General features: G+C 62.0%; 20 protein-coding genes. 5 read left to right on the top strand and 15 right to left on the bottom strand.

Going from position 1 to position 19544, the window contains the following annotated elements; all coding sequences use genetic code 11:
- Window positions 1-69 precede the first annotated feature (69 nt).
- The 4 genes from HX812_RS32355 to HX812_RS08380 form a co-directional block, all read right to left on the bottom strand.
- Entirely contained in the window at window positions 70-1224 is a 1155-nt protein-coding gene (locus tag HX812_RS32355) for a methyl-accepting chemotaxis protein (RefSeq protein ID WP_372848288.1), read from the bottom strand.
- Between the two features lie 1123 nt (window positions 1225-2347).
- Window positions 2348-2638, bottom strand: a complete 291-nt coding sequence (locus HX812_RS08390; protein ID WP_038842639.1) for a DUF3144 domain-containing protein — start codon at window positions 2636-2638, stop codon at window positions 2348-2350.
- A 39-nt stretch (window positions 2639-2677) separates the two neighbouring features.
- A complete protein-coding gene (locus HX812_RS08385; protein WP_038842643.1) occupies window positions 2678-3373 on the bottom strand; it encodes a tRNA (adenine(22)-N(1))-methyltransferase TrmK in 696 nt (231 codons plus the stop codon).
- Window positions 3370-4089, bottom strand: a complete 720-nt coding sequence (locus HX812_RS08380) for a FadR/GntR family transcriptional regulator (protein ID WP_038842647.1) — start codon at window positions 4087-4089, stop codon at window positions 3370-3372. Before HX812_RS08380 ends, HX812_RS08385 begins: the two co-directional genes overlap by 4 nt.
- 340 nt (window positions 4090-4429) lie before the next feature.
- Between HX812_RS08380 and HX812_RS08375 the strand changes: the two genes are divergently transcribed.
- Entirely contained in the window at window positions 4430-5791 is a 1362-nt protein-coding gene (locus HX812_RS08375) for an MFS transporter (protein WP_038842650.1), read from the top strand.
- 19 nt (window positions 5792-5810) lie between these two features.
- Window positions 5811-7136 carry a glucarate dehydratase gene (gene gudD, locus HX812_RS08370; protein ID WP_038842653.1) on the top strand — a complete coding sequence of 442 codons (1326 nt, stop codon included), beginning with the start codon at window positions 5811-5813 and terminating at the stop codon, window positions 7134-7136.
- A 1-nt stretch (window position 7137) separates the two neighbouring features.
- Here gudD and HX812_RS08365 read toward each other — a convergent pair whose 3' ends face one another.
- The 3 genes from HX812_RS08365 to HX812_RS08355 all read right to left on the bottom strand — a co-directional run bounded on the left by HX812_RS08365 (window position 7138) and on the right by HX812_RS08355 (window position 8870).
- Window positions 7138-7503, bottom strand: a complete 366-nt coding sequence (locus HX812_RS08365; RefSeq protein WP_038842655.1) for an addiction module antidote protein — start codon at window positions 7501-7503, stop codon at window positions 7138-7140.
- 1 nt (window position 7504) lies between these two features.
- Window positions 7505-7807: a type II toxin-antitoxin system RelE/ParE family toxin gene (locus HX812_RS08360; RefSeq protein WP_033901037.1), complete on the bottom strand. Its 303-nt coding sequence runs from the start codon at window positions 7805-7807 to the stop codon at window positions 7505-7507.
- Between the two features lie 139 nt (window positions 7808-7946).
- Window positions 7947-8870: an ABC transporter substrate-binding protein gene (locus HX812_RS08355; protein ID WP_038842658.1), complete on the bottom strand. Its 924-nt coding sequence runs from the start codon at window positions 8868-8870 to the stop codon at window positions 7947-7949.
- A 241-nt stretch (window positions 8871-9111) separates the two neighbouring features.
- On the opposite strand from HX812_RS08355, the gene HX812_RS08350 reads away from it, so the two are divergent.
- Window positions 9112-10356 carry an acyl-CoA dehydrogenase family protein gene (locus HX812_RS08350; RefSeq protein ID WP_038842661.1) on the top strand — a complete coding sequence of 415 codons (1245 nt, stop codon included), beginning with the start codon at window positions 9112-9114 and terminating at the stop codon, window positions 10354-10356.
- On the opposite strand, the gene HX812_RS08345 is transcribed toward HX812_RS08350, so the two are convergent.
- The 8 genes from HX812_RS08345 to HX812_RS08310 form a co-directional block, all read right to left on the bottom strand.
- Entirely contained in the window at window positions 10350-11249 is a 900-nt protein-coding gene (locus HX812_RS08345; protein ID WP_235165390.1) for an MBL fold metallo-hydrolase, read from the bottom strand. The two genes, HX812_RS08350 and HX812_RS08345, sit on opposite strands and share 7 nt — an antisense overlap.
- A gap of 102 nt (window positions 11250-11351) precedes the next feature.
- On the bottom strand, window positions 11352-12509 hold the full coding sequence (gene argE / locus HX812_RS08340; RefSeq protein ID WP_038842669.1) for an acetylornithine deacetylase: 1158 nt from the start codon (window positions 12507-12509) through the stop codon (window positions 11352-11354).
- A complete protein-coding gene (locus tag HX812_RS08335; RefSeq protein WP_038842675.1) occupies window positions 12506-13183 on the bottom strand; it encodes a DUF1028 domain-containing protein in 678 nt (225 codons plus the stop codon). Before HX812_RS08335 ends, argE begins: the two co-directional genes overlap by 4 nt.
- Window positions 13184-13192: 9 nt before the next feature.
- Window positions 13193-13924: a class II aldolase and adducin N-terminal domain-containing protein gene (locus tag HX812_RS08330; RefSeq protein WP_038842678.1), complete on the bottom strand. Its 732-nt coding sequence runs from the start codon at window positions 13922-13924 to the stop codon at window positions 13193-13195.
- A gap of 54 nt (window positions 13925-13978) precedes the next feature.
- Complete coding sequence (locus tag HX812_RS08325) at window positions 13979-14809, bottom strand: ABC transporter substrate-binding protein (RefSeq protein WP_038842681.1); 831 nt, start codon at window positions 14807-14809, stop codon at window positions 13979-13981.
- Window positions 14810-14835: 26 nt separating this feature from the next.
- Window positions 14836-15708, bottom strand: a complete 873-nt coding sequence (locus HX812_RS08320) for a phytanoyl-CoA dioxygenase family protein (RefSeq protein WP_038842684.1) — start codon at window positions 15706-15708, stop codon at window positions 14836-14838.
- 26 nt (window positions 15709-15734) lie between these two features.
- The gene (locus tag HX812_RS08315; RefSeq protein ID WP_038842686.1) at window positions 15735-17252 is read right to left on the bottom strand and encodes an amino acid ABC transporter permease/ATP-binding protein; all 1518 of its coding nucleotides are present in this window, start codon (window positions 17250-17252) and stop codon (window positions 15735-15737) included.
- Window positions 17253-17466: 214 nt separating this feature from the next.
- Entirely contained in the window at window positions 17467-18441 is a 975-nt protein-coding gene (locus HX812_RS08310; RefSeq protein ID WP_033901019.1) for a LysR family transcriptional regulator, read from the bottom strand.
- Between the two features lie 183 nt (window positions 18442-18624).
- On the opposite strand from HX812_RS08310, the gene HX812_RS08305 reads away from it, so the two are divergent.
- Window positions 18625-19047: a RidA family protein gene (locus tag HX812_RS08305; RefSeq protein ID WP_016969985.1), complete on the top strand. Its 423-nt coding sequence runs from the start codon at window positions 18625-18627 to the stop codon at window positions 19045-19047.
- A 17-nt stretch (window positions 19048-19064) separates the two neighbouring features.
- Window positions 19065-19505: a type II 3-dehydroquinate dehydratase gene (locus HX812_RS08300; protein ID WP_038842688.1), complete on the top strand. Its 441-nt coding sequence runs from the start codon at window positions 19065-19067 to the stop codon at window positions 19503-19505.
- The last annotated feature ends 39 nt before the right edge of the window (window positions 19506-19544 follow it).

Raw genomic sequence — 19544 nt, 5'->3', positions numbered from 1 at the left:
ACCACAGGAAGCCCGCTCGCCACAGAAAGCGGGCTCACCATAGGAAGCTTGCTGACCACAAAAACCTGTTCAGCCCAGGCGAAACCGTGCGGTGTTGTCGCTCAATGCCTGGCTGCCCTTGCTCAGGGTGTCGGCCGCGCGGTTCACTGCCCGTGCGCCGTCGAGCAAGCGCCCCGCCGCCTGGTCCACTTGCTGGATGTTGCCGCTCACTTCATCCGCCGTCGCCGCTTGTTCCTCTACGGCGGTGGCGATCTGCGCCAAGGTGTCGGTGACGTGCTGCACCGCACCGGCAATCTCGCCCAAACGTGTGCCCAACCCGGTGACGGATTCAGCATCTGTCAGTGCCTGTTCACACGCGGCGCCCATCAACGTGACCGCCTGGCTGACCGTGGCGCGCAGGCTGTCGACCGTGCCGGCGATCTGCGCCGTGGAGGCTTGGGTGCGTTGCGACAAGCTGCGCACTTCATCGGCCACCACGGCAAATCCGCGGCCCTGCTCACCGGCGCGGGCGGCCTCGATGGCGGCGTTGAGCGCCAGCAGGTTGGTCTGCTCGGCAATGCCACGGATGGTGTCGACCACCGATTGAATCTGCTGGCCCTGCTGGCTGACCTGCTCCAGCGCATCGGCGGTGTCGGTCAGGCGCAGGTTGAGTTGCTGGATGCTGGCCGTGGTGCGCTGGCTGTCGCGGCTGCTGTCTTCGGCGATGCGTCGGGTCTGCTGGGCGCTGCCGGAAGCTTGTTCGCAGCTCTTGGCGACGCCCAGGGATGTCGCGGCCAATTGGGTGGCAGCAGCGGCAATCTGGCTGATTTGTTGTTGCTGGTCTTCGACTTCGGTGAGGGTGCTGCCCGATTGCGAGTTGAGGGTCAGCACCGCCGACCCCAGTTGCTGCGTCTCGTGATTGACCCCCAATAGACTGGTGCGCAACTGCACCACCGCCACGTTCAACGCGGTGCTGATGGCCGCGAGTTCGTCGCGCCCTTCCACCGCCACCTCGACGCACAGGTTGCCGTCGCGCAGAGACTCGGCCAGGGTGGTGATGCCACTGGCGCTACGCCGGATCGAGGCTTGCAGGCAGATGAACAGGTACAACGCGGCCAGCGCCAACAGGCTGAAGGTCACCGCCACCGGAACGAACTTCTGCAACGAGCGATCACGGTAGTAACCCAGGCGCGCATCCAGCGAATCGAGCGATTGGTTACGCAGCGCGCCCAGGCTGTCGAGCATGCCGTCGACACTGGTTTCGAAGGCCGCTGTGTCGAGCTTGATGGTGCCGCCGAATACGCCGTCGTCGAGCACTTTGAGCTCATTGTCCAGGCGTTGCAGGCTGTTGTCGTACTGCACAGTCCAGGGTTCCAGCCCGGCATACTGCTTGGCCTTGAGCGAGGCCGCGGCCTTGACCAACTGGTCCCGCGCATCACCGATGCGGCTGCGCAGGTCACGCATCTGCAAACGGCTCTGCAAGGTGAACTGCCCCGAGGCAATGGACGACTGGCCGACACTGGCCATGCGGCCAATGCGCTCGATCAGGTCGGGGGTGTGCTGGGTGGAAATCTGCATCAGCAGGTAGGTTTCCAGCCACGGGTCGAGGATCAACCCGGCGTCCAGGGTGATCTGCTCGCGCAGGGTTTGCATCGCGGTCAGGGCCGAGGTGAAACGGTCGTAACCGTCCGGCCACCAGCCCACGGTGCGCAGGGATTGGGAGTCCATGCCCTTGACTGTCGCCTGCAAGGCGTCGAAGCGCGCGAGGATATCGGCACTGGCGTGCTGGGCTTTGAGCGAATCGCCCAGGGCTTGCAGGCTTTGCAGGATCACCGGGAAGTTGGCGTCGACCTTGTCCATCGCCGCCTTCGCCGCTGGCGTGGGTGCGTGCAGGATGTCCGCCGCCTTCCAGCGCGCGGCCAGGTTGCGCTGGGCTGTCAGCTGGCCATCCAGCGCATCCAGGGCCAACAGTTGCCGGACGCCGGACTGCTCGCTGGAAATCACGGTTAATTTATCGCGATAGTCCGAGCCGATCATCCACAGGCTACCCGCCAGGGGCAGCATGAACAGGAAGAACAGGATCTGGAACTTGCGCGCAAAACCAAAACGCCCCAGCAAGCGGATACCCGGTGACAAAAGGCTGTGCATGTCCGACCACTCCCCAAAAACGACCCACGCGGTGCACCGCTGGGTGAAGCCTTGAAATGACTGACGGCAAAATGCCATGTCATTGATTAGCTTGGCTCAAGCAAGATACGGGCCGCTGTCGGCGTGCCCAAGATAGGCGGCGCGGGAAGCAATCGCGCACGTAGCGTGCGCGAAAATGGGGCAAAAGCACTCAAGGTCTGTGCAGAGCTGTAACAGTGGCTTATCGGGTCGACATGTACCGGCCAAAATTATTGATGTGATCATCCAGATTATCCTCAAGCATCATCCGGTACTGGTCACAGAAGTACTTCAGCATCGCCTCCCGCGCCTCGGCCATTTCCGCGCCGGACTTGAAGTTGCGCGCACTGGCCCAGGCATTGAAGCGCGTGGTGCCGAACATCATCGAGGCGCTGACCTGGCCGAGGTTTTCGTGAACCTGAAGTTGCTCGTTCGACAATTCGATGTGCGCGTCCGCACGGTCGTAGAAGGTGGGGTCAGTGGCGTCGGCCATTATGGGTGTCCTAGGTCATCAGGTTTGAATGAAGGGGTATCAGGCCAGTAACGCGGTAATCCAGTTGGCCTGCTGGGCAATCTCTTGTCGCTTCTCTTGCGGCACCGCCTGCCGAGCTTGTTCGAAACTGGCCAGGGTCTTGTGCTTTTGGCGCAACATACGTTGCCATTTGGCGATGAAGGCCGGGCTGCGCGCCTGCATCTGCAACGGGCCGAAGTACAGCTGTTCAGCGGTGTAAACCATTGCCTCACCGCGCTCGGCGACGATGATTTCGTAGTAGAAGCGGTTCTCGCGCAGCAGCTCTTCACTGAGGATCGAGTAACCGTTGTCCATCAGCCATTGGCGCAACGGTTGCTCACCACCATTGGGTTGCAGGATCAACCGTTCCCTGCCGCTCAGCTGCCGCTTGCCGCTTTCGAGAATGTCGCGAATCGTCTCGCCGCCCATGCCGCAGACGCTGATCGCAGTGATGCCGTCATGGGCTTCGATGGCCGCCAAGCCATCGGCCAGGCGCACGCTGATCTGCCGCTCCAGGCCGTTGTCGCGCACGGTGCGTTGCGCCGCATGAAAGGGCGTGGTCGCGACCTCCCCCGCCACTGCCGCCGTGATCAGGCCTCGACGCATCAGCGACACCGGCAAATAACCGTGATCGGAGCCGATATCGGCCAGCCGCGCGCCCGTTGGTACGTTGGCGGCGACGCGCTCTAGGCGCAGGGATAAGGTGTGTTCGTTCAACGCCCCTGCTCCCCCGAAAAACGGTCCCGGCTGTTGGTCAGGTGCAGCACCATGGCGGCGCGGGCGGCGTCCGGGTCCTGGCGTTTGATCGCGTTGAAGATCGCCTCATGTTCCAGGTTCGCCAGTTGACCCAGTTGGGCAAAGTCGGCGCCGCCACGTTCATCGCCCTTCACCTGGGTGCGCGGGATCATCGCATTGCCCAGGTGCAGCATGATTTCGGTGAAGAAGGTATTACCGGTGGCCTCGGCGATCAGTTGGTGGAAGCGTTTGTCTTCTTCCACACAGCTGTCGTTGTTGGCCAGGGAGGCCTGGTAGTCGTCGAGTGCCTGGCGCATGTGGGCCAGTTGTTGGTCGGTGCGGCGCACGGCGGCCAGTGCGACGGCTTGCACCTCAAGACCCAGGCGCAGTTCGAGCATGTTGCGCACGCTGGCGACCGTGTCCACATGCAGGCGCAAGCCCTGCTGCGCCTGTTGCGCCAGCACAAAGGTGCCGATGCCGTGACGGGTCTCGACCAATCCCGACGCCTGCAATTTGGAGATCGCTTCGCGCACGACGGTTCGGCTCACGCCGTGCTCAAGCACGATGGTGGATTCCGAGGGCAGTTTTTCGCCGGGTTTCAACTGGCCGAGCAGGATGCGCTGGGTCAGCGCATCGACCACGCCCTGGGCCAGGTTGGTGGAGCGTTTACGCAGGGGGATTCCACTTTCAATGGGCATTGCAACAGGTCCACGGGGTTGAGCTGGGGGGGAGCTTACCACCCAGCCCGGCGTCAGGCCTGGGTTGATTGAAAAAACCCCTAACTTGTATGACAACCAAACTTAAGCCCCTCTCTGACAGACACCCCTCTCACGGCATCCACCGGATACCATTTCGCTCAAAAAACGGCACAAACCCCAGAATTAACGGCTTAAATAACCGAAACTCCTATTCTCTACACCGCGTTATAAGAAGAAAAACACTCACCCTTGGATTGCGATCTCAAGAAGCCTACTTGTATGATGTCTATCAACAAGACACGCAAACCCGCATAAAAATAATCAGGGGGAGTTTTGAATTGTGACCAATTCAATCCATGTATCTGCCACACCCGAAAGTGATCCCGTCCTCGCGCGCGCCGTGAGCAAAGTGAAGCGCCATGTGCTCCCACTGTTCGTGATCATGTTCATCCTCAACTACATCGACCGGGTCAATATCGGCTTTGTGCGCACGCACATGGAGCATGACCTGGGCATCGGCGCAGCCGCCTATGGCTTCGGCGCCGGGTTGTTCTTCATCGGCTACGCCCTCTTCGAAGTGCCCTCCAACATGCTGCTGCAAAAGGTCGGCGCGCGTATCTGGCTGACCCGTATCATGTTCACCTGGGGTATCGTCGCCACGCTGATGGCCTTCATCCAGAACGAAACCCACTTCTATATCCTGCGCTTCCTGCTGGGGGTGGCCGAGGCCGGCTTCTTTCCTGGGGTGATCTACTACTTCACGCGCTGGCTGCCTGGCGTGGAACGCGGTAAAGCCATTGCCATCTTTTTGAGTGGCTCGGCGGTTGCGTCGCTGATTTCCGGCCCGCTGTCAGGCGTGCTGTTGCAGATCGAGGGCTTTGGCTTCCACGGCTGGCAATGGATGTTCGCCATTGAAGGCTTGGCTTCGGTGGTGATTGGCTTCTTTGTATGGTTCTGGCTGGACTCCAAACCTCACGACGCAAAATGGATGAGCCGCGAAGAACAGGACGCGCTGGTCAATGCTATCGACCAGGAACAGCGCGACCGTGAGGCCCTCACCAGCGTCAAGCCGACCCTCGGCAAGCTGCTCAAGGACCGCCAGATCCTGTTGTTCTGCGCACTGTATTTCTGCATCCAACTGACGATCTACGCCGCCACTTTCTGGCTGCCGAGCATCATCAAGAAGATGGGTGACCTCAGTGATGTGCAGGTCGGTTTCTTCAACTCGATCCCCTGGCTGATCTCGATCATCGCCATGTACGCCTTCGCGTCGTTGTCGGGCAAGTTCAAGTTCCAGCAGGCCTGGGTGGCGGCAGCGCTGTTGATTGCGGCAGCGGGCATGTTCATGTCCACCACGGGCGGGCCGGTCTTTGCCTTTGTGGCGATCTGCTTTGCGGCCATCGGGTTCAAGTCGGCATCGTCGCTGTTCTGGCCGATTCCCCAGGGCTACCTGGATGTACGTATCGCCGCCGCGGTAATCGCGTTGATCAACTCCATCGGCAACCTGGGCGGCTTTGTTGCCCCGACCACGTTCGGCTTCCTGGAGCAGACCACCGGTTCGATCCAGGGCGGCCTCTATGGCCTGGCCGGCACGTCGGTGCTCGCCGCGATCCTGGTGTTCTTCGCCAAGACCGCGCCCTCTGCCGTGTTGGCTTCACCGAGCGCCGTGCCCACCCGCGCCGCCCTCAGCAAACCTCTTTAAGCTTATTCAGGAACTTGCCATGACTACGCCCGTCGTTACTCACTTCCAGGTCATCCCCGTCGCCGGCCACGACAGCATGTTGCTGAACCTCAGCGGCGCCCACGGCCCGTACTTCACACGCAATATCGTCATCCTCAAGGACAGCTCCGGCAACACCGGCGTGGGCGAAGTGCCCGGCGGCGAACGCATCCGCGAAACCCTGGAAGACGCCCGCAGCCTGGTGATCGGCCAACCCATCGGCCAGTACCAGCGCATCCTCAACCAGATGCGCAGCACCTTTGCCTCTCGCGACGCCGCCGGCCGTGGCTTGCAGACCTTTGACCTGCGCATCACCATCCATGCCGTCACCGCCATGGAAGCCGCGCTGCTCGACCTGCTCGGTCAATTCCTCGAAGTCCCGGTGGCCGCCTTGCTCGGTGAAGGCCAGCAACGTGATGCGGTAAAAATGCTCGGCTATCTGTTTTATGTGGGCGACCGCAGCGCCACCGATCTGGCCTACCGCAACGAAGCCGACAGCGATGACGAGTGGTTCCGCCTGCGCCACGAAACCGCCCTGACGGCCGACGCCGTGGTGCGCCTGGCCGAAGCCGCCAAAGCCAAGTACGGTTTCAATGACTTCAAGCTCAAAGGCGGCGTATTGAGCGGCGACGAAGAAATCGAAGCCGTCACCGCCCTGGCCGAACGCTTCCCGGATGCGCGCATCACCCTCGACCCGAACGGCGCCTGGTCATTGAAGGAAGCCATCCGCCTGTGCCGCGACCAGCACCACGTGCTCGCCTACGCCGAAGACCCCTGCGGCGCCGAAAACGGCTACTCGGGCCGCGAAGTCATGGCTGAATTCCGCCGTGCCACCGGCCTGAAAACCGCCACCAACATGATCGCCACCGACTGGCGCGAAATGGGCCACGCGATCCAGCTGCAATCCGTCGACATCCCCCTGGCCGACCCACACTTCTGGACAATGCAAGGCTCGGTACGCGTGGCGCAGATGTGCCATGAATGGGGCCTGACCTGGGGCTCGCACTCCAACAACCACTTCGACATTTCCCTGGCGATGTTCACCCAGGTCGCCGCCGCAGCCCCGGGCGACATCACCGCCATCGACACCCACTGGATCTGGCAGGACGGCCAGCACCTGACCAAGGCGCCACTGAAAATCGAAGGGGGTTATTTGAAAGTGCCGAGCAAGCCAGGCCTGGGTGTGGAGATCGACATGGACGCAGTCGCCAAGGCCCATGAGGTGTACAAAGGCATGGGCCTCGGCGCGCGCGATGACAGCGTGGCGATGCAGTTTCTGATTCCAGGGTGGCGCTTCAACAACAAGCAGCCGTGCCTGGTGCGCTGATTCAGATTTTTGTAGGGGCGGGCTTGCTCGCTCCTGCAATCGGCCGCACAGTCAACTCAACCCCTAACGCCAGCATCAGCTTCTGGATCGTTTCATAGCGTGTCTTCGAGCCACCCTTCAGGGTTTTGTAAAGGCTCTCCCGATTCACCCCAGCCGCTTCCGCCACCTTGTTCACACCTTGGGCCTTGGCAACCTCGGCAAGCGCCTTCATGAGTACCTGCGGGTCTTGAGACTTCATGCTTTGCGCCAGATACGCACTGATGGTTTGCGGACTGTCGAGGAAGCGCGACGCTTCATAGACGCTAGTGCCGGACGTATCCAGATCTAGGATCGGCATGTCCCCGGGTTTGAATTTCGATTCGCTCATTTCATCTACCTCTCAGGGCATCAAGAATCTCTTTAGCCCGCTTGATTCCTCTTTTCTGGTCGGTTTTATCGCTCCCCCACAACATCAGGTAGGCAGTGACTCCCGTACGCACGAAATACATCCTGTAGCCGGGCCCGACAAACACACGCATCTCACTCAGGCCGTCACCTACGGATTCACAATCCCCAAAATTGTTTTCCTCCGCCCGGTCCAAGCGAGCAAGAATCGCCGTTTTCCCCCAAATATCCCGCATACCGTCGAGCCATGTATCAAACTCCGGCGTCCTGCCGATTGAATTAGTCACAGTATCACTTGTAGCCTACTGGCTACTCCTTGTCGATGCCAGTGGAATTTTGTTTCCGGTGAGCGCCGGAGTCAAAAATCCTAGTTCAGCACCTGTACAAACAGCCCGTGGATACTGTGAGCGCTTATTTCCCCCGCGTTTAAAGTACCCGATCAAACAACGGCGCCACGTCATACCGCTGTTTCAACATCTGTGCATCCACCAAAAAATCCGCCGTGGCCTGGGCCTCACTGATAATCGTCGGCGAAATCGGCAGCACCTTGATCGCATCGCGCTTGAACCACACCTTGGCGATTTCCGGTGCCGACTGGTTCGCCTTCGACCAGGCTTCGGCATATTCATCAACGTGGGTGTTGCTCCACACCCGGGCGCGGGTCAGGCGGGCGATGAAGTCCTTGATGATTGCGCTTTTCTGCGCCAGGGCCGGCTCGTAGGCGACGATGTAGGTGGGCGCGCTCATCAGGCCCTTGGCGTTGCGGATCAGGGTGCTGCCTTCTTTTTCCTGCAGCGACACATAGGGTTCCCAGGTGCCGAAGGCGTCGATGTCGCCCTGGGTCAGCGCCAGGCTGGCCTCGGCCGGCAGCAGGTATTTGAAGTGGACGCTGCTGCGCGGCACACCCGCTTCATCCAGCGCTTTATAGGCCAGTTGCTGGCTCCACGAACCGTTCCAGATGGCAACGGTCTTGCCCTTGAGGTCGGCCACCGACTGAATGCCCTTGCGCGCCACGATGCCCACGCCATCGAGGCTGGTCTGGGTGCTGGCGACCACTTTGACCGGCGCGCCATTGGCGGCCAGGCTGATCACCGGGGTATCGCCGACGATGCCCACATCCAGCGCACCGCTGGCCACGGCCGAGGCCACCGGGGAGCCGGTGTTGAAGCGTTTGAAGTCGATTTTGTAGGGCAAGTCTTTCAGCTCGCCCGACAGCTCCAGCACGATACGGTTGGAGAAGAACTGGTCACCCACGGTGAGGGTCAGCGGTTCGGCGGCGCCGGCCGAGTGGCCGTACAGTGCAAGAGAGGCCAGGCCCAGCAAGGACAGCAGTGTTCGACGGTTGATCATGGAAAATCCCACAGGGTTGGAGGGTTGGTTCAACCATCTGTGGGCGTGCAGTCTGGTCATTTGACGTAGAAGCTAACGCAATAAAAGCGCGGGGTTTAATACTGTTGGGCACTATCGATAGAACCGTCGTACAGGTCGCTAGCTGCTTTTCGTATTAAAAACTTCGCCGCGCCTGAGTTAGGGTGAGCTCACCAGACCACTGGACCCCAGCACCTGAACCATTTTCTGCAAGGTCCATTGCATGTCGATTCCCGCTTTGAACATCTGGGGCACACCGCCCACTGCCCGCTACGAACAACTGGCCGCGCCGTTTCGCCCGCTCTTTGCGCAGATTCTCGCGCAGGCGGCCGTGGCGGATCAGACACGCGGCAGCCTCGCCACCGTGATCCAGCAGCTGAACGCCTTGGGCTTGCCACGCTGGCGCCTGCCAGCCAGTTACGGCGGCCAGGATGCAACGTTGGTCGAGCTGTTGGCGTTGCTCACGGAACTGTCCGCCGCCGACTCCAACATCACCCAGGCCCTGCGCGGGCACTTCGGTTTCTGTGAGGATGTGCTCAGCGCCAAGGACCTCGACTGGCGCGCCAAGTGGCTGGACCGGCTCGGCCAGGGTGCCCTGCTCTCCCCCGGCAGCACCGAAGTCGGCAACCAGGCCCGTGGCGATTTCGAAACCCGCCTGCACCGTGACGAAGCCGGTGCCTTGCGCATCAGCGGCAGAAAGTTCTACACCACCGGCGCGCTCTACAGCGACTTGATCAACACCATCGCCACCGGCGAAGACGGCACGATCTACAGCGTGGTCGTGGACCTCAAGGCGCCCGGCGTGCAAATCGTCGATGACTGGAACGGCTTCGGCCAACGCCTCACCGCCAGCGGCACCTGCCTCTTCGACAACGCGCCCGTGGTGGACGACGAGGTACGCCTCACCCAACAGCGCTTTGGCCACGGCCAGTCGTTCTTCCAGCTCTACCACCTCAGCACCCTCGCCGGCATCGCCCGCCGCGCCGCCCTCAGTGGCGCCGAAGAACTCAGCCAACGCTCGCGCACCTTCACCACCGGCAATGCCGACACTGCCGGCCAGGACGTGCAACTGCTGCAAGTGATCGGCGAAGTCGCCAGCCAGGCCTACGCCGCGCAAGCCATCGCCCAGCAAGCGGCGCAGCGACTGGAATACACCGCCCGCTATGTGATCGCCCATGACCAGCCGCTGCACGATGACGACCCGCAGGTTGCGCTGGCTGAATTGGAAGTGTGCCTGGCAGTGAATCCGGTGGTGGATGCAACACTGGCGGCCACCACGGCGCTGTTCGATGCGCTGGGCGCCAGTGCCACCGCCAGCAACAAGGCGCTGGACCGGCTGTGGCGAAACGCGCGAACCCTGGCGAACCACAACCCACGCGTATACAAATCGCGGATTGTGGGGAATTACCTGGTGAATGGGATTTTGCCGCCTGCGCAGTGGCGGGTGGGTGTGGCCAAGGATCAGTAATCCCAGAATGCAGCCACCCAGCGAAACGCATCCCCCTCCACCACCACCCGCCCCACGGACGGAAACGGCAGGTGGGTGGCCACGAACAACTCACCGCTCGCCGCCGCTTCGTTCATCAGCCGCACGCGCACGCGCACTGATTCTTCGGGGTCGTGTTCGAAGCCGTTGTGCCAATCGGGATGCTCGAACGCAACCGGAAACAGCGCGTCGCCGGCAAAGGTCAACCGCTCGCCGCCAGAGGTCACATACACCACGCTGTGCCCCGGCGTATGGCCGCCAGTGAGCTTGGCGACGACACCCGGCGCGACTTCATGCTCATCGTCGAAGGTATGCAGATTGTCCTTGTACAACCCCATGAATTGCTGGGCCGTGGCGCGGAGTACATCCGGCACCGGTGCAGGCATGTCGGTATAGGTGAAGTCCGGCGACGCCCAGAAATCGACCTCGATGGCCGCCACATGAATGCGCACGTCCGCACGCAACTTGCGTTTCACTTCGTCCACCAGCAGGCCGCCGATGTGGTCCATGTGCATATGGGTGATCACGATATCGGTCACCGAGGACAACGGGATACCGGCCGCTTCCAGGCGCTTGGGAAACTGCCCGGCCCGCGGAAAGCCGGGGAACTGCCCACCCAGGCCGGCATCGACCAGAATCACCTGCTCGCCACTGCGCACCACCAGTACATTCAGCGCCCAGTCGAACGCGTCCGGGCCGAGGAACATCTGCTTGAACCAGGCCGCGCGGGCGGCGGGGTCGGCGTTGGTGGACATGGTCTGGGTCGGCAGCGGCAGCACGCCGTCACTGATCACCAGCACATCAATTTCGCCGACGCGCACTGCATAGCGCGACGGCACCAGTTCTTCAGTCGGGACTTTCAGTAGGGTTGTCATGGTCGCTCTCCGGTTGTTTGAAGGCGAATGCATCGCCTGCCAAACAGTGTGCGACGGGGCTACAACGCTCGGAATCCTACCTGGGTATGGGCCGTGTATACCTTAGTTTGAAGGCTGGCTCACAAACCCCAGCACCCGCGCCAGCATCCGATCACAGGCCTGCAACTGCGCCACGCTGATGAACTCGTCCGGCTTGTGCCCTTGCTCCATGCTGCCCGGCCCGCACACCACCGTGGGAATGCCGGCCTGGTCGAACAGCCCACCTTCCGTGCCAAAGGCCACGGTGCCGAATTCCCTTGAGCCGCAGAACTGCGCCACCCACTCGGCGGCCTGGCTTTCCAGCGACGTGGCCAAACCCGGATAGCTGGACAACTCGCTGAGGCTGATCGCCGCTTGCCCGCTCACCGCCCGCATCGCCGGCAGCAGGGTTTGCTCGGCGTATACCTGCAATTGCCGGGCAACTTGCCAGGGGTCCTGGGCCGGCAAGGAGCGCACTTCGAAGTCGAAACTGCAATCCTGCGGGACGATATTCAGGGCTTTGCCACCGTTGATCAGGCCGGTCTGCACCGTGGAAAACGCCGGATCGAAACGTTGATCCAGATGCTGCGGTGCCTTCAGTGCTTCGCCGAGCCGCACCAGCTCGCCGATCAAGCGCGCGGCGTATTCAATGGCATTCACCCCCGCCGGCGCATAGGCCGAATGGCACGCTGCGCCGTGCACATGGCAACGCATTGCCAGCTTGCCCTTGTGGCCGAGCACCGGCTTGAGTTCGGTGGGTTCGCCGATCACGCACAACAAGGGCTTGACCGGCTGATCATGGAATCGCTCGATCAGCGAGCGCACACCCAGGCAGCCGACTTCTTCGTCATACGACAGCGCAATGTGCACCGGCATGCGCAGCGAGGCCTTCACCAGGGCCGGCACACACGCGAGTACACAGGCGATATAGCCCTTCATGTCCGCCGTGCCACGGCCGTACAACTTGCCGTCTTGCTCGGTGAGGTCAAACGGCGCCACGCTCCAGCGCTGCCCATCCACCGGCACTACGTCGGTATGCCCGGACAACACAATACCGGGCACTTCTGCCGGGCCGATAGTCGCGAGCAGATTGGCCTTGCTCTTGTGTTCGTTGTAGAGCAGCTCGCAGGCCACGCCGTGGCCCTGCAAATACGTGCGCACAAAGTCGATCAAGGCCAGGTTGGATTCGCGGCTGGTGGTGTCGAAACGCACCAGTTGCGCCAGCAGGTCGCGGCTGTTCATCGGTCGTCTCCCGGTACGGCGTAGCCAGGGGCGATCTGTGGGTTGATGGCCCGGTCTATGTAGGCCTGCAACTGCCCGCGATAGGCCTGCCAGAGCTGGTCGAGGGCGCCGATGGGGTCTTCATCGGCCCAGTCCACCCGCAGGTTGACGATGGGCCACAAGAGGTCATCCACCACCACCACCAGCGCCGCCGAATGCACCGGCCCCGCTTCACCACCGCCCGCCAGACCGGCGTGCATCGCCGCCAGCAGGCGGTCGGCCAGATGCCCGGAGGCCTGTTCGAAAGCCGCCACCATGGCGTCGATCACCGCAGGATCGGCGAGCATATTCCCCGCCGCCACACACTGCTCGCCACTCACCGCATGGTGGATGCCCAGGGTCTGCGTGCCACTGAAATGTGCGGTGCGGCCCTGGTTATCAATCACCGTGACCTGGCGGTACTCACTGTGATCCTGCCCAGCCAAGGCGGCCAACGCCTCACTTGGCGCCAAGCCCTGCTCCAACAAGTCCAGCACCTGCGGCCCCAGGCTTGGCAAGGTGATGTTCTGCGACGCCACCGCCCCCACGCCAGGCCGCAGCCACGGGCAACGCGCGCCCACGGCAATGCTCGATGAACTGATGGCGATGCCCAACTGGCCTGTCTCGGCGCAGCGTGCGACAACGGAAAACGTCATGTGGAGTCCTCAGTCGAGCACCGAAGGGTCAGCGTCGATCATCAATTGCTTCATTTCTTCAAAGTGCTGGCGCGAGAAATCGGCAATGCCTTCCCAGCCCCGCGCGGTTTTTTCCGCCACTTCATCCGACAACACCCGCAACGGCTGCCCGGTGGACCAGGCGGTGACGAGGATCTGGCAGGCGCGTTCCAGGGTCCAGATATCGTCAAAGGCTTCGCCGATGGAACTCGCCGTCACCATCACGCCGTGGTTGCCCATCAGCAGCCGGCTCTTGCCATCCAGCAACCCGGCCAGGCGTGCGCCTTCGGCCTCGGTGTCGGCCATGCCGCCGTACAGTTCGTCCACCGCCACGCGGTTGAAATAGCGCGCGGTGTTCTGGTCGATCGGCGGGATATGCGGTTTGGCCAGGCACGCCACAGCCGTGGTGTAGATCGGGTGCAAATGCAGCACGGCGAGGGTCTGCGGCAGCAGGCGATGGATCTGCCCGTGGATCGACCAGGCGGTGGCGTCCACGTTCGGGTGATCGGCACAGGACGCATCGTCCGCGTTCAACAGCAGCAGGTCGCTGGCGCGAATGCGCGAGAAGTGCTTCCACTTCGGGTTGAGCAAAAACTGTTTGCCATCGGCCGACACGGCAGCGCTGAAGTGGTTGGCCACCGCCTCATGCATGCCCAGGTGCGCGATGATGCGAAAGGTCGCCGCCAAGTCGATGCGCGTCTGTTCTTCGTGGGATAACGCCATGAATCGGTCTCCGCAGGGCGCGGCCGCACGGGTATGCGGCACGCGCTGATGGGTTTACTTCGGCATCAATGCCGCGATGTCGGCATCGGTGGGTGCCTGGAAGTTGTACTTCTTGAGCAAGGCGGCGTATTCCGGCGTGGCGCGGTATTTTTCCAGACCCTCGATCAGGGCCTTTTTCACCGTGTCATTGCCCTTCTTCACGCCGAAGCCGTTGAGCACCGGGTAGATCAGGGTGTCGGAGGAAATCACCACGCGGCTGCCGAGTTTGTCGATCACGCCACGGGCCACGGCGGCGTCGGTGATCTGCGCTTCAACCGCGTGAGCCAGAAGGGCCTGGGTGGTTTGCGGGTCGGTGCTGTATTCGCTGATCTGGATTGGCTTCAGGCCCTTGGCCACGCAGTACTCGGCCGACAGCTTGTTCATCTGTGCCAGCCAGGACGTGGCGCCCATGGAGCCGATCTTGTGGCCGCAGAACTCTTCCGGGGTCTTGGGCTGGAAGGTGCTGTCCTTGAGGGTCAGGATCGACTCGCCGCTCTTGAGGTAAGGGATCATGTCGATGACCTTGACCCGCTCCGCCGTGATGTACATCGACGAGTTGGTCACATCGAAACGCCCGGCTTGCAGGCCGGTGATCAGGTTGGGGAACCGCGTGTCGAGGGTCTCGACCTTGCGCCCCATGACCTTGCCCAGGCCGTCCATGAACTCGATGTCAAAGCCTGCGGGCTTGTTGTTATCCATGTACTCATATGGGAAGAACGTTACGTCGGAACCGGCGATGATCTTGCCGTCCTGCTGGAACGCCGAAGCCGCCAACGAAGTCATCGCAACCGCAGCGCCCAGCAGGCACACGGCAAGGGGACGAACACTTTTACGAAACGCTGTCATGGTGATTACCTGCAAGGTTGAGGGGGTTAGGCAGTGGCTGAATCTTGTCCCGCCTGTTGCACGAAGAACGAGGCGCCACGGGGCTTTTGCGGCAAGCGCACGTGGTTTTCGGTGGAACGCACCAAGCCGCTTTCTTCACCGGCCACCAGCAGGCCGGAATGAGCACTGGGCAGCGGGTTTTCGCCGAATGGCAGCGCGTCTTCAGCGGCATATACGCTGATGAAGAGAGTGCGCGGCAGTTCGGTCTCGTTAGGGCTGGAAGCATGCAAAAGACGGGTGTGCATAAAGCACACTGAGCCCGCAGGGCCGTAGCAGGCCACCGGTTGCTGGCAGTGTTCTTCGACGACCGCATCGTCCACCGAGCCGGTGAACCGTTGGTGCTGCCAGTGCGACCACAACGGGCCCTTATGGCTGCCGGGGATCACGTTCAGCGGGCCGTTTTCCGGGGTCACTTCGCTGACCATCAGCAAGGCGGTGACGATGTCGTCGTTGCTGTGGGGCGTGAACAGGAAGTCCTGGTGCCACTTCACCTGAGTCGCGGTGTGGGGCAGTTTCGAGTTGATCTTGCTGTGGTGGAAGCGTGTGCCATGAGCGCCGATCAACTGCGCGGAAATCGCCGCCATGCGCGAGTGCAACGCTACGCGCTCATAGGCCGCTGAAATCTCGGTGGGCGAACTGACCCGGCGCAACGACGGGTGATCGGCGCGGTGATCGCCTTCCAGGTCAAACCGCTCGCGGCCATCGACGGTGGCGCCCCAGCCCTGCTCATGGCTGCGGCTTTCTTCGACCCACTGGTCGAAATCGTGCTGCAACGCCGCCACTTCCTCCGGCGACAGCACGCCTTCAACCACCAAGAAACCGTCACGCTGGAATTGTTCGATGTGCGCTTGCTCGATCATTGTGTTTTTCCTGAACGTTGAGGGGGTCATGCCAGCGAGACGTCTTTGAGGAACGCCTCTACGCGTGGGTTGTGGCCGCTGCGCAAGGCGCCCGGCGTGTCGTCGCAGACCACGCGGCCCTTCTCCATGAACACGATGCGGTCGGAGACCTTGAAGGCGAAGTTCATCTCGTGGGTGACGATCACCATGGTGATGCCCTCCTCGGCCAGGGCTTCGATGACTTGCAGCACTTCGTTGACTTTCTCTGGGTCGAGGGCCGAGGTGGGCTCGTCGAACAGCATGATCTGCGGGCGCATCATCAGGGCGCGGGCGATGGCCACGCGTTGCTGTTGGCCGCCGGACAGCTGGTGCGGGTACTTCCAGGCGTGATCGAGCATGCCGACCTTGTGCAGCAGCGCGTAGGCCTGTTGCTTGAGCTCGGAGGTCGCGCCCAGGCGATGGTATTTGGGCGCCATCAGCAGGTTGTCGAGTACGCTCAAATGCGGGAACAGGTTGAAGCTCTGGAACACCATGCCGATGTTCAGGCGATGCTCGGCGTGCTCGATGTACTGGGGCTTCTGCGCGCCGACTTTGTTCAGGTGAATGAACGGCTGGCCGTTGATCCTGATCTCGCCGTTGTCCAGTTGCTCAAGGCCATTGAGCAGGCGGATCAGCGTGGTTTTGCCAGAGCCGGACGGGCCGATCACCGACACCACTTCGCCGGGCTGGATCTGCAGGTTGACCGAGCCCAGCACCTCGATATCGTTGTAGGCCTTGTGCAGCCGCGCGGCCTGCAACGCAGGTTCGCCGTTGGGGGCCGGGCGCGCCAAGGCGGTGCGCTGTTGGGTGGCCAGGGCCAGCACCGCCGCATCGGGAACACGGGACACGTTGCGCTGGTTGACGTCGAGAAAGCGCTCCAGGCGTTTGAGCAGGAAGTCGAACACCGTGACGATGAACACGTAGAAGAACGCCACCGCCGCCATGGTCTCGATCACCAGGAAGTTCTGCGAATACAGGCGCTGGCCGACCATCAGGATCTCGGTCAGGGAAATCACCGACACCAACGAGGTGAGCTTGACGATGGAGATGTATTCGTTGGCCAGCGACGGCAAGGCCACCCGCAACGCCTGGGGAATCACCACGCGCCATTGCGTGCCGAAGAACTTCAGGCCCAGTGCCCGCGCCGCTTCGCCCTGGCCCTTGGGAATCGAGAGCAGGCCGCCGCGATGGATCTCGGCCACGTAGGCGGTCTCGCAGATCACCAGCGCGAGCAGGCCGGACCAGAACGGGTCAGCCAGGACCGCCGAGGTGCCGGGCAACGCTTGCGGCAGGTTGTAGATAAAGATCAGCAGCACCAGCAGCGGCAGGCTGCGGAACAGCCAGATATAGCCGCGCGCCGGCACGCTGAGCAGGCCATGCTTGGACTGCTTGGCCAGCGCCAGCAGAAAGCCCAGGCCGATGCTCAAGACCCAGGTCAGGGTACTGAGCTTGATCACCGTCCACGTCGCACGCCAGAACTCGGCATCGCCCAGCAAACCAAACATGTAATTCCAGTCGAATGTCATCGTCGCTGTGCCCTGAGAAGTTGATCTACATCGATGGGTTCAGAGTCGTGGGGGTAGGCACTTAGGGTCAATTCGTAAAAGCCGGGGCACTGGGTAGGCAGAACCTATGCAGCCCAGAGGGCTGTGTGTGGCGAGCGGGCTTGCCCCGCGTTGGGCTGCGAAGCAGCCCCAAAAAGACCCGTTCGCCACTTTTTGGTGCGAACACCTGAGAAAATCAGCTCACCCCACTCAAGACCCGCACCGCATGCGGGTCAAAAAAGCTCGGCGGCGCCATGCCGGGGATGTATTGGTCGGACACAAACATGCGGCAGCGCTCGGCAAACGCCGACACCACCCGCGACGGCTGGGTGTTGCAGGCCGTGGCGTAGCCCAGGCGCATCGGCCGGTGTGAACCGGCCAGGCGCAGGCGGATCACCCGTTTGCCGTCCTGGGACAGGTTCGATTTGGGTCGCGCATTCGCGAAGGAATAGCCGATGCCGTTGCCCACCATGGCGCGCACCGTTTCGAGGTTGGTGGAGCGCATGATGATGTTCGGCGTGGTGCCGGCCTGGATAAACAGGCTGAGGAAATAGTCGCGGCTCCACGGCGTGTCGAGCAGCACCACCGGGTAAGCCTCAAGGTCTTGCATGCTGACGGCCGGCGAGTTCGCCAGCGGGTGATACTCGCCCACCATCACATACGGCGGCAGCTGGGCCAGGGGCTGGAAGTCGATATCCGGGCTGGTCACCAAGTCGTAGGTGAGGGCGATATCCAGCTCGCCACTGCGCAGCTTTTCCAGCAGTTCTTCATGGTTGCCTTCGGCTTGCGTCAGCCGCACGCCGGGAAACGCGCGGCCGAAACCAAACACCAGTTCCGGCGTGATCATCGGCGCCAGCGACGCCAGGCAGCCGACCCGCAACGGCCCGCGCACAGTGTTCAAGGACTCCGAGGCGATGGTGTAGAGGTTGGTCATCTGCTCCAGGATCAGCTTGGCTTCCTGCATCACCAGGCGCCCCACCGCCGTGAGGGAAATGCCCTGGGCGTGGTGGCGGATAAACAGCTGGATGCCCAGTTCGGCCTCCATATGGGTGATCGCCGCCGAAATCGAAGGCGACGACACGTGGATGCGTTCAGCGGCCGCACTGATGCTGCCCGCCTCTCCCGACGCAACGAAATACTCCAGTTGACGCTGAGTAATACGACTGAGCATCACGCCTGCCCCCTCAACAATGACTGTACCGGGTGCGTTGCAGGGTTCGTGCCGGGTCACGCGCAAACCGATGACCTGCACGGGCTTCGGTTTTTCCTAAGCACTACCCCGCGCAAATGCTGGTTTCGTTGCAATCGGGCCGGTGTGAAGCTGGCTGCATCCCGTTTTCGACGAGTTGCCGTTATGCCGACCCACACTCGCATCCGCATGTTCAACACCCAACAGACCTACCCCAACCAGGCGCTGGACAATGACCTGTGCCAGGCCGTGCGCGCCGGCAACACCATTTATGTGCGCGGCCAGATCGGCACCGATTTCGACGGTAACCTGGTGGGCTTGGGCGACCCGCGCGCCCAGGCCGAACAGGCAATGAAGAACGTCAAGCAACTGCTGGAAGAGGCGGGTTCTGACCTGTCACACATCGTGAAGACCACCACCTACCTGATCGACCCACGCTATCGCGAGCCGGTGTACCAGGAAGTCGGCAAGTGGCTCAAAGGCGTATTCCCGATCTCGACCGGACTGGTGATCTCAGGCTTGGGCCAGCCGGAGTGGTTGATGGAAATCGACGTGATTGCGGTTGTGCCGGATGACTGGCAGCCCTGAACAACCTGGAGTACGCCATGACCCACACCGTGTTTTTCCTCAACGGGCCCAACGCCAACCTCTACGGCCTGGACAAAACCGGCACCTATGGCAGCGAGAGCTTCTCCAGCATCGAAGCCCGCTGCCAAGACCTCGCCGCGACATTGGGCCTGACCCTGGACTTTCGCCAGAGCAACCATGAAGGCGTGCTGGTGGACTGGATTCAAGAGGCACGCTTGAACGCCGACGCCATCGTGATCAACGCCGCCGGGCTCAGCTACAGCTCGGTGCCGATCCTGGATGCGCTGCTGGCCTTCGACGGCCCGATCATCGAAGCGCACATGAGCAATATCTGGAAGCGCGAAAGCTTTCGGCACCACTCCTATGTATCCAAGGCCGCCACCGGTGTGATTGCCGGGCTGGGGGCGCTGGGTTACCAACTGGCACTGACGGCCGTGGCCGAGCTTTTAGAAACATAAGCCTCAGAGACGGCCCAGCCGTTGTGGTGAGCGGGCTTG

Origin of the sequence: Pseudomonas sp. IPO3749 (genome assembly GCF_013386605.1) — a bacterium.
GTDB classification, from domain to species: Bacteria; Pseudomonadota; Gammaproteobacteria; order Pseudomonadales; family Pseudomonadaceae; genus Aquipseudomonas; species Aquipseudomonas azotoformans_A.
The sequence above is the reverse complement of the archived record's forward strand: the minus strand, read 5'-3'. Positions and strand labels throughout refer to the sequence as shown.